The following is a 10,307-nucleotide window of genomic DNA, read 5'->3' on the forward strand; positions in this document are numbered from 1 at the left end:
GATCTGAGGAGACACATCGAATGAAACTGGAATTCTCCGCCGAGGACCAGGCATTTCGCAGCGAAGTGCGCGAGTTCGTGAAGAACAATCTGTCACCGCGTCTGAAGCGCAAGGCCGAGCTCGGCCTGCGCATCGAGCGCGAGGATTATGTCGAGTGGTACACGTTGCTGTACGAGAAGGGCTGGATCGCGCCGTCGTGGAAGAAAGAACATGGTGGACCGGGCTGGACGCACGTGCAGCGCTACATCTTCGACGAAGAAACGCTGCTGGGCGGCGCGCCTCGGATCGTGGCGAGCGGCATCAACATGCTCGGCCCGGTGCTCAACGAATTCGGCACACCTGAGCAAAAAGCGAAGTACATCCCTAAGATCCTGCGCAGCGAGACCTGGTGGGCGCAGGGTTTCTCGGAGCCGGGCGCGGGCTCGGACCTCGCGGCGGTGCGCACCACGGCCGTGCTTGCCACGGACGATGAAGGCGAGCACTTCATCGTCAACGGCCACAAGGTCTGGACCTCGTACGCTCACTGGTGCGACATGATGTTCGCGCTCGTGCGGACCGATCCGAGCGCGAAGCCCCAGGAAGGCATCTCGTTTCTGTTGATCGACATGCATGCGCCGGGCGTCCAGGTTCGCCCGATCAAGATGCTCGAAGGCGGTACCGACCTCAACGAGGTCTACCTCGACAATGTGCGCGTGCCAAAGGAAAACCTCGTCGGCGAACTGAACAAGGGATGGACCTACGGCAAGTTTCTGCTCGGCCATGAGCGCACCGGTATCGCTGGCATCGGCTCGTGCAAGCAGCAGCTGGCCCGAGCCAGGTATCTCGCGAAGCGGATCGGCCTCGAAGACGATCCGCTGCTCCAGTCGCGCATCAGCCGTTTCGAAGTCGAGCTGATGGCGCTCGAATTTACGGGCCTGCGCATGCTGAGCGCGAATCAGTCGAGCCGCGTGCCTACGGTTGAGGCGCCGATGCTCAAGGTTCGCGGCACGGAGCTGCGCCAGGGCATCTACGCACTCCTGACAGAAATCGCCGGTCCTTTTGCAGTGCCGTTCGACGAGCAGGCCATGCTCGATGCAGCCGGCTACGACGGCCCGAGCCCGGACGAACTGATCGCGGTCGCGGCGAACTACTTCGACGCTCGCAAAGCGTCGATCTACGGCGGGACCAACGAAGTGCAGCGCAATCTGATTAGCCGCGCGTTCTTCAATGCTTGAGGCGGAATACGAACATGGATTTTTCTCTGACTGAAGATCACGTCACGCTGCAAGACGCCGTGCGCCGCTTCTGCGATGGCGAATATCCCGCGCATCTGCGTGGCAACGCCGAGGACCGCGAACTTGCCGCCAGGCGTCGCCATGGGCTGGCCGAGATGGGCGTGACCGGCCTCGTGATCGACGCCGATCACGGCGGCAGCGGTTGCGGTGCGGTGGAAACGATGCTGGTCGCGCAGCAGTTGGGCCGCGCGCTCGGCGGAGCGGGCTGGTTAGCGAGCGGGCTGCCGGCTGCCACGCTGATCGGCTCGGCCGGCAGCGACGAACAGAAGGTCACATGGCTCGAAGCCGTGGTAAGAGGCGAGGAGGTGCTGGCGTTCGCCGTTAGCGAGGCCGAGTCGCGTTACGACGTCACGCGTCTGGCTGTGCCAGCAACCGAAACCGGCGACGGCTGGAAGATCAACGGCACGAAGACCATTGTGTTCGACGCCGCCATCGCTGGTGCCTTCGTGGTGGCCGTGCGTACCTCGGGCCAGCGCGGCGACAGGCAAGGCCTGACTCTGTTCCTCGTGGACGCGAAGGCGCCCGGCATCAGCCTGCGCAACTTCGAGACAATCGACGCACGTGAAGCCGCGCACGTCACGTTCGCCAATGTGTTGGTGACCAAGGCCGATCTGATCGGTTCGCCCGGTGCGGCCCACGACCTCATCGAAGCTGCCCTCGACCGCGCGAACGCCGCGCTGGTGGCGGAGTCGGTCGGCGTGCTCGAAGCACTACTCGAACACACGTCCGAACACCTGAGCACACGCACACAGTTCGGCGCGCCACTCGCGAAGTTCCAGGCGCTTCAACACCGGGTGGCCGACATGCTGATCTCGCTCGAACAGAGCAAGTCGATGGCCTGCGCCGCCGCGATGGCCGTGGATGGGAACGATCCTGACCGGCGCCGCCGTTTCGTGTCGGCGGCGAAGGCCTATGTCGGCGACGCATGCCGAACAGCGGGCGAATGGGGCATCCAGCTGCACGGCGGCATGGGCATGACCGAAGAGTGCCGCGTCGGCCATTACGCTAAGCGCATGTTCGCGATCAACATGACCTATGGCGACGCGAGCTGGCATCTGCAGCGCTTCACTTCGCAGCGTCTTGCACAGGAGGAAGCATGAGCCTGAACGGAGCAGCTTATATCGTCGGGGCTTACGAGCACCCGACGCGCAAGGCCGACGAACTGTCGGTGCTGCGCCTGCACGCCGATGTGGCAAAGGGCGCACTCGACGACGCGGGCCTGACCAAGGACGACATTGACGGCTACTTCTGCGCCGGTGACGCGCCTGGCCTCGGCACCACGACAGTCGCCGAATACCTCGGCCTCAAGCTTCGCCACGTCGATTCGACCGAATGCGGCGGCTCCGCGCCGATCCTTCACGTCGCGCACGCGGCCGAAGCGATCAAGGCCGGCCGTTGCAACGTGGCGCTGATCACGCTAGCGGGCCGTCCGCGCGCAGCAGGCGCCGCGCTGTCGCTGAAGGCGCCGGACCCGGACGCGCCGGAAGTGCAGTTCGAGCTGCCGTTCGGGCCGGCTACGCAGAATCTGTACGGCATGGTCGCGAAGCGTCACATGTACGAATTCGGCACCACGAGCGAACAACTCGCATGGATCAAGGTGGCGGCCTCGCACCACGCGCAGCACAACCCGAACGCGATGCTGCGCAATGTCGTGACCGTCGAGGACGTCGTCAATTCGCCGATGGTGTCCGATCCGCTGCATCGACTGGACTGCTGCGTGATGAGCGACGGCGGCGGTGCGTTGATCGTCGCGCGTCCGGAGATCGCGAAGAAGCTCAACCGTCCGCTCGTCAAGGTACGGGGCACGGGCGAGGCGCCCAAGCACGCGGCCGGCGGCAAGATCGACCTGAGCTGGTCGGCGGCGAAGTGGTCGGGCGCGGCCGCGTTCGCCGAGGCTGGCCTCACGCCGGAGGACATTAAGTACGCGTCGCTGTACGACAGCTTCACGATCACAGTGCTCATGCAACTCGAAGACCTCGGCTTTTGCAAGAAGGGGGAGGGCGGCAAGTTCGTGATGGACGGCAACCTGATTTCGGGCGTCGGCAAGCTGCCGTTCAACACCGATGGCGGTGGTCTGTGCAACAACCATCCCGCGAACCGCGGTGGCGTCACGAAGGTGATCGAGGCCGTGCGCCAACTGCGCGGCGAGGCTCATCCGGCCGTGCAGGTCAAAGATTGCGATATCGCGCTCGCGAACGGTATCGGCGGCGCGCTGGCGTCGCGTCACACCGCGGGCACGCTGATCATGGAACGGGAGTAATCATGAGCACAACCCAATCGACCACCGGCACACCGGCTCAGGGCGCGGCGCCTGCTGCCAGACCCGCCGCGAAGCCCGCTGGCCCGCGCCGCATCCACGCGCCGCGCGTGCTACCCGAGGCCATGCCGTTCTGGGTCGCCGCGAAGGAAGGGCGCCTGCTTATCAAGCGCTGCCAGGACTGCGGTGAAACGCATTACTACCCGCGCGACATCTGCCCGCACTGCATGAGCTCGAACACCGAATGGTTCGATACGAAGGGGCTGGGCGCGGTCTATTCGTTCAGTACGATGGGCAAGGACGAGGCGCGCTACACGCTCGCCTACGTGACGCTCGACGAAGGCGTGACGATGCTGACCAATCTGGTCGACTGCGATCCCGCGGCGCTCTCGGTTGGCCAGCGCGTAAAGCTCGTCTTCAAGCCGAGCGAAGGCGAATATCCAGTGCCGATGTTCACGCCGGCCTGAACGAAATCCAGAGAGGAGACACGGCATGTCAGCCGATTTCAAGGAACAGCACGGCCGCCACGATCCGCACAAAGGTCCGCTGTCGCGTTTCACGATCATCGACGCCTCGCGCGTACGCGCGGGCCCCACGGCCGTGCGCGTGTTCGCGGACATGGGTGCGCGCGTGATCAAGCTGGAGATTCCGCGAGGCGCGCCGGGCGGCGACGACATGATCGGCGGCCGTGACCATAACCGCGCCGACTACGAGAATCTGCACCGCAACAAGGAAAGCCTGACGCTGAACATGAAGGACCCGGCCGGCCTCGAGATTCTTCGCGAGCTGGTCAAGCGTGCGGACGTCTTCATCGAGAACTTCCGCCCCGACGTCAAGGATCGCCTCGGCATCGGCTACGAAACGCTGCGCGCCATCAATCCGCGCCTCGTTTATGCAAGCATTTCGGGCTTCGGTCAGGATGGCCCCTATGCGAAGTGGCCCGGCTTCGACTCCATCGCACAGGGCATGGGCGGCTTGATGAGCCTCACCGGCAAGCCGGGCGAAGGCCCGATGCGCGTCGGCATCCCGATTGCAGACCTGTGCTCGGGGCACTTCTGCGCGCAGGCGATCATGACCGCGCTGCTCGAGCGCGAAGCTTCGGGCGAGGGCCAGTGGGTGCAGACCTCGCTGCTCGAAGCGCAGATCGCGATGCTCGACTTCCAGGCCGCGCAGTGGCTGGTGGACAAAAAGGTGCCGCAGCAGGTCGGCAACGAGCATCCGCTCACGGTGCCAACCGGCGTGTTCCCGACCAGCGATGGCTTTCTGAACCTGGCCGCGATCGGCAATGCGATGTTCGGGCGCCTGTGCGAGGCGCTCGGCTTGCAGCAGCTGGTCGGCCAGCCTGGCTACGAATCGGATCCTGCCCGCGTCGAGAACCGGGATGCGGTCAACAAGGCGGTCGGCGATGTGTTCCTCACGCGCACCACGCGGGAGTGGACCGAGCTGCTGATCAAGGTCGGCGTGCCGTGCGGCCCGATCTACAAGGTCAACGAAGTATTCGACGATCCGCAGGTCAAGCATCTGGGCGTCGCGTGGCCGGCCGATGTGCCGGGCAAGGGCGAAGTGTCGTTCGTCGGTACGCCGTTCCGTCTGTCGCGCTACCCGCGCGCGCAGACGCCGCGCCTCGCGCCAGAGCAGGGCGAGCATACGCAGGCGATCCTGAACGAGCTTGGCTACGACGATCAACAGATAGAGCAGTGGCGCTCGGCCTTCGTGGTCTGACGCACGCTCACAGCAGGTTTTGAAGAGAGGGAGACGAAATGGCACGACTGGTCGCCGGATTCGGTTCATCGCACAGCATCATGCTGGTTTGCCAGCGCGAAGACTGGCAGCATGGTTTCAAGCAGGTCGATCCGAAGAATCCGCATTACTTCGATCGCCTCGGCAACCCCACGACTTATGAAGCGCTGCTCAAGATCGCCCCGACGGATTCCGAGGCGATGGTGTCGGCCGAGAGGATGGGCGAGCGCTACGATCAGGCCGAAGCCGCCATGGACGAAGTGCGCGATCGTATCCGCGCGGCGAAACTCGACGTGCTGCTCGTGGTCGGCGACGACCAGACCGAACTGTTTCGCACGACCAACAACCCTACATTCGCGATCTACTATGGCGACACGATCCGCAACGCGAAGCGCGAGGTGAGCCCGAACGCGAACTGGTATGCGCGCGCTCGCACGATGCGCCAGGAGCCCGATGCCGACGTGCACTACCCCGTTAAGGCCGACATGGCGCGCTGGCTGATCCGCGAACTGTGCGACCGCGATTTCGACATCGCGGCGATGGACGGTCTCGAGCGCGACCAGTACGAGGGCCATGCGTTCTCATTCATTCACCGCCGCTATTTGCAGGGTCTCGACCTGCCAGTGATTCCGGTGATCATCAACACGTTCGATCCGCCTAACCAGCCCACGCCGCGCCGCTGCATCCAGCTCGGCCGGGCGCTGCGCGAGCTGATCGAAGCCTATCCGGAAGACCTGCGAGTGGGCGTGCTGGCTTCCGGTGGCCTGTCGCACTTCGTCGTGGACGAGGACCTCGACACCGGCATCATCGATGCAATCCGCCGCAAGGACAGTGAATGGCTGGCCGCGCTGGATCCGAAGAAGTTGCAGGCTGGCAGCTCGGAGATCCGTAACTGGATCATCGGCGTAGAGGCACTGAAGTCACTCGAGCTCGAATGGGTCAACTACGTGCCCGGTTACCGCACGCCGGCCCTGACCGGCACGGGCCTCGCTTTCGCGGCCTGGCATACGCTCGACTGAACCCGGCAGCCCGGTCCGTTCAGCACGGGGGCTCGGATGACACTGCAAGTTTCTTTGAGGAAAGTACAACACATCATGGCTGACCAAAACGTACAGCGCCTGCGCCGGCTCGATTGCTGCGCCGTCTCGGACGCGCTCGACAAACTCAAACTCAGCGGCGTGGTGAGCGGTTTGCCGCAACGCGCCGGTGCGGGCCGCGTCGCGGGCCGCGCGATCACCGTCAAGCTTGGCACGGGCGAAGCGCCGCCGGGGCCGCCGGTGCACCTTGGTTGCACGGCTGTCGAACAGGCCGACGGCGAGAACGTGATCGTCATTGAGCAGAGTAGCCGCGTGGAAGCCGGTTGCTGGGGCGGTCTGCTGTCGCTGGCGGCGAAGGTGCGCGGCGTGGCCGGCGTGGTCGCGGACGGCCCGGTGCGCGACATCGACGAAGCCGTTGCCTACGAACTGCCCGTGTTCAGCCGCTCGACGACGGCTCGCACCGCGCGCGGCCGCGTGGTCGAGAAGGGCACGAATATTCCGGTGCAGATCGGTGACGTTCGCGTGGAAGCCGGCGACTACGTCGTGGCGGACAACAGCGCCGCGATTTTCATTCGCGCAGCCGACATCGAAGCCGTGTTGGAAGTTGCCGAAATGATCGTCAACAAGGAGGCCGCGATGGCCAAGGCGATTCTGGCCGGCACGCCGGTCGGGCAGGTGATGGGCGGCAACTACGAGCATATGCTCAAGTAAGCGGCATCTGGACAAACGCAGGAAATACGCAGGAATCCATACCATGACGACTCAGGACAAGAACGTCGAGCGCGCTGCAAAGCTCGACACGGCGACCCTTTCCGACGCACTCGACAAGCTCGGCATCGTGGGCCAGTGCTACAGGATCAAGCCCCGCAGCTCGGATTTTCGCACCACCGGCCGCGCCTACACGATCAAATACGGTCCGCCTTCGAACCCGCCGGGCACCGTGGGCGACTTCATCGACGACGTGCCGGTCGGCAGCATTGTCGTGCTCGACAACAACGGCCGTGAAGACGCCACCGTGTGGGGCGACATCATGACCGAGATCGCGCACCGCCGCGGCATCGCCGGCACCGTGATCAACGGAGTGTGCCGCGACGTCGCGCTGTGCCTGAAGCTCGGCTACCCGGTGTTCAGCCGCGACCACTGGATGCGCACTGGCAAGGACCGCGTGCAGGTCGAAGCCGTGAACGTGCCGGTCAACATCGGTGAGGCGCGTGTCGCGCCGGGAGACCTGCTGCGCGGCGATGCCGACGGTGTGATCGTGATTCCGCGCGAGCATGAGGACGCTGTGCTCGAGGCTGCCGAAACGATTCACAACGCTGAAGAAGCGATCCGCGAGGCCTGCCGTGGCGGCATGCGTCTCGACGAGGCACGCAGGCAGTTCAAGTACCACCAGTTGCAGACCAAGGGGAAGTAATGAGCGCCACGAACAACGTCAAGGAACACGATTCGTCGACGACGATTCGCACCGATTTCGAGCGCGTCGACGCGCAGGTCGTCGAAGCCGCGCGCAACGTGCCGGCAGCCGCATTGCACGAGGCCGGCGGCAAGATCGGCGTGCTGCCGACTTCGATCAGGCCGGTCGCGCCGGGCTTCCGGATCTGCGGCACGGCATTCACCGTGCATTCGCCGGGCGGTGACAACCTTTGGCTGCACCGTGCCATCCTCGCGGCCAAGCCGGGCGACGTACTCGTCGTCTACGCGAACGGTGCGTACGATCATGGCTATTGGGGCGAGGTCATGACCACGGCGGCCAAGGTGCGTGGTCTTGCGGGCCTCGTCATCGACGGCTGCGTGCGCGATGCCGACCTGCTGGAACAGATCGGCTTCCCGGTGTTCTCACGCGGTCTGTCGATTCGCGGCACGGGCAAGGACTATGGCGCGATCGGCTGGCTCAATGCGCCGGTGCTGCTCGGCAACACGACGATCGAGCCCGGCGACCTGATCGTCGGCGACCGCGACGGCGTGGTTGCGGTGCCGCGTGCTCGTGCGTCCGAAGTAGTCGCGAAAGCCGCGCAGCGCGAAATCGATGAAGCGGCAATCTGCAAGCGCATCGAGGCCGGAGAGACCACGATGCAGATCTACGGCTTTCACTGAATCGAACATACAGGAGAGATGGCAATGAGCGAGATGGCACCGGGCCAGGCGCCGGAATTGGTGGTCAATGGCCGCGAGGCCGTCATCACGCTGCGCCGTCCACAGGTCGCGAACCGCCTTGAGTTCTCCGATCTCGAGACGATTCGCGGCTACCTGCGCGAAGTGAATGCGATGGAGCACGTGCTCGTTCTGCATCTGCGCGCCGAGGGCAGGCATTTCTGCTCGGGCTTCAATATCCACTGCGTCGGCGCCGGCAATATCGGCGAAGCCTTCGAGGCCCTCGCGGGAGAGCTGGAAACCGCGCGGCCGGTGACGATCGCTGCTGTGAACGGCGGCGTCTATGGCGGCGCGACGGATCTCGCACTGGCCTGTGATTTTCGCTATGGCGTCACGCATTCGCAGATGTTTGTGCCGGCCGCGAAGCTCGGCCTGCTGTTCTATCAGGGCGGCCTGCACCGCTATGTTTCGCGGCTTGGCGTGAACATGGCCAAGCGTCTGCTGCTCACGGGCGCAAGCTTCGATGCCGGGCAGATGCGCGATTGCGGCTTCCTCGACGAGGTGGTCGAACCCGCGCGTCTGGAAGAGGTGACCGGCGCATTGGGCGCGCAACTGGGTGGCATGGCGCCGCTCGCGCTGCTCGGCATGAAAAAGCATCTGACGCGCATCGGGGCGGGTCGCTTCGATGCTGTCGATTACGCGCAGGATCTGGCCCGCGCCGATGCGTCCGACGATCTGCGCGAAGGTGCGCTGGCCTGGCAGGAAAAGCGCGCGCCCGCATTCAAGGGGCGCTGAGAGGCGCTGGACGCATTTTTATCGAGGGCGCGTGTTGCGCCCGATCTTTTTTCGGGGTTCAACTGGCAATGATTGCAGCGATCCATCCGTACATACGCAAGATCATGGAAGGCGAACTCGCGGCACCGCCGATCAGCACCACGCTCGGCAACAGGATTGTCCTGGTCGATATCGAGGCGGGCCGCATCGAATGCGAATATCAGGGCTTGCCTGCATTCGCGAATCCTGCCGGGCAGGTTCAGGGCGGAATGCTCGCGGCGATGCTCGACGACGTCACTGCGTTGCTGTGCATGGCCTCGCTCCGCGAGGACAAGCATTGCGCGACGCTGAGCCTGAATGTGTCTTTCTTGCGCCCGGGCAAGGCTGGCCTGATTACCGGCCGCGCGAGCCTCGTACGTCAGGGTTCGCGCGTCGTCAATGTCGAGGGCGAACTCTGGCAGGACGACAAGCTGCTCGCGACGGCAACGGCGGTCAATCTGGTCGCCTGATTTCAGCGCTGCTCGGCTGAGACGCCTGAACCGGTCGCATCGTAGCGCCATTGTGGTTGGGGGAGTGTGCCCGTTACGGTGGTTGCAGAGGTTTCTACCTGCGTTCCAGAGGCCGTCATCGTGATGACTGAGCCGGATGGCCTGAGATCTGGCGCCAGCATTCGGGCAACTTCGGTTGTTCATTTGATTGTCAAAGGAAAATGAATGAAGGTTTTGGTGTCGGTCAAACGCGTCGTCGATTACAACGTGAAGGTCCGTGTGAAGTCGGATAACACGAGTGTCGACATCGCCAACGTGAAAATGTCGATGAATCCGTTCGACGAAATCGCGGTTGAAGAAGCCGTGCGTCTGAAGGAAGCGGGTGTCGCGACCGAAGTGATCGCCGTGTCGGCCGGTGTGACGCAGTCGCAGGAAACGCTGCGCACCGCGCTCGCGATCGGCGCGGATCGCGCGATCCTGATCGAATCGAACGAAGACCTGCAGCCGCTGGCCGTCGCGAAGCTGCTGAAGGCGCTGGTCGACAAGGAACAGCCTTCGCTCGTCATTCTGGGCAAGCAGGCGATCGACGACGACTCCAACCAGACCGGCCAGATGCTCGCCGCGCTGGCGAACCTGCCGCAGGCGA

At 64.2% G+C, this 10,307-nt stretch carries 11 protein-coding genes and 1 pseudogene; all 12 read left to right on the plus strand.

The window, feature by feature from the left end; all coding sequences use genetic code 11:
- Window positions 1–20: 20 nt before the first annotated feature.
- Window positions 21–1,214: an acyl-CoA dehydrogenase family protein gene (locus AB3X94_RS38865; RefSeq protein ID WP_368614301.1), complete on the plus strand. Its 1,194-nt coding sequence runs from the start codon at window positions 21–23 to the stop codon at window positions 1,212–1,214.
- A 14-nt stretch (window positions 1,215–1,228) separates the two neighbouring features.
- On the plus strand, window positions 1,229–2,374 hold the full coding sequence (locus AB3X94_RS38870) for an acyl-CoA dehydrogenase family protein (protein ID WP_368614302.1): 1,146 nt from the start codon (window positions 1,229–1,231) through the stop codon (window positions 2,372–2,374).
- Window positions 2,371–3,534 carry a thiolase domain-containing protein gene (locus AB3X94_RS38875; RefSeq protein WP_176369325.1) on the plus strand — a complete coding sequence of 388 codons (1,164 nt, stop codon included), beginning with the start codon at window positions 2,371–2,373 and terminating at the stop codon, window positions 3,532–3,534. Before AB3X94_RS38870 ends, AB3X94_RS38875 begins: the two co-directional genes overlap by 4 nt.
- Window positions 3,535–3,536: 2 nt before the next feature.
- Window positions 3,537–3,998 carry a Zn-ribbon domain-containing OB-fold protein gene (locus AB3X94_RS38880; protein WP_176126015.1) on the plus strand — a complete coding sequence of 154 codons (462 nt, stop codon included), beginning with the start codon at window positions 3,537–3,539 and terminating at the stop codon, window positions 3,996–3,998.
- 25 nt (window positions 3,999–4,023) lie between these two features.
- Complete coding sequence (locus tag AB3X94_RS38885) at window positions 4,024–5,253, plus strand: CaiB/BaiF CoA-transferase family protein (protein WP_184227114.1); 1,230 nt, start codon at window positions 4,024–4,026, stop codon at window positions 5,251–5,253.
- 38 nt (window positions 5,254–5,291) lie between these two features.
- Entirely contained in the window at window positions 5,292–6,290 is a 999-nt protein-coding gene (locus tag AB3X94_RS38890; RefSeq protein ID WP_368614303.1) for a protocatechuate 3,4-dioxygenase, read from the plus strand.
- A gap of 75 nt (window positions 6,291–6,365) precedes the next feature.
- Complete coding sequence (locus AB3X94_RS38895; protein ID WP_368614304.1) at window positions 6,366–7,019, plus strand: RraA family protein; 654 nt, start codon at window positions 6,366–6,368, stop codon at window positions 7,017–7,019.
- Window positions 7,020–7,062: 43 nt separating this feature from the next.
- Window positions 7,063–7,722, plus strand: coding sequence for an RraA family protein (locus AB3X94_RS38900; RefSeq protein WP_368614305.1), 660 nt, complete (start codon window positions 7,063–7,065; stop codon window positions 7,720–7,722).
- Complete coding sequence (locus AB3X94_RS38905; RefSeq protein ID WP_368614306.1) at window positions 7,722–8,402, plus strand: 4-carboxy-4-hydroxy-2-oxoadipate aldolase/oxaloacetate decarboxylase; 681 nt, start codon at window positions 7,722–7,724, stop codon at window positions 8,400–8,402. Before AB3X94_RS38900 ends, AB3X94_RS38905 begins: the two co-directional genes overlap by 1 nt.
- 24 nt (window positions 8,403–8,426) lie before the next feature.
- On the plus strand, window positions 8,427–9,194 hold the full coding sequence (locus AB3X94_RS38910) for an enoyl-CoA hydratase/isomerase family protein (RefSeq protein WP_368614307.1): 768 nt from the start codon (window positions 8,427–8,429) through the stop codon (window positions 9,192–9,194).
- A 68-nt stretch (window positions 9,195–9,262) separates the two neighbouring features.
- The gene (locus AB3X94_RS38915) at window positions 9,263–9,682 is read left to right on the plus strand and encodes a PaaI family thioesterase (RefSeq protein ID WP_368614308.1); all 420 of its coding nucleotides are present in this window, start codon (window positions 9,263–9,265) and stop codon (window positions 9,680–9,682) included.
- Window positions 9,683–9,886: 204 nt separating this feature from the next.
- A pseudogene (locus AB3X94_RS38920) lies at window positions 9,887–10,307 on the plus strand (electron transfer flavoprotein subunit beta/FixA family protein); the annotation flags it as partial.

Origin of the sequence: Paraburkholderia sp. BR10923 (genome assembly GCF_040948765.1) — a bacterium.
Lineage (GTDB): Bacteria > Pseudomonadota > Gammaproteobacteria > Burkholderiales > Burkholderiaceae > Paraburkholderia > Paraburkholderia youngii.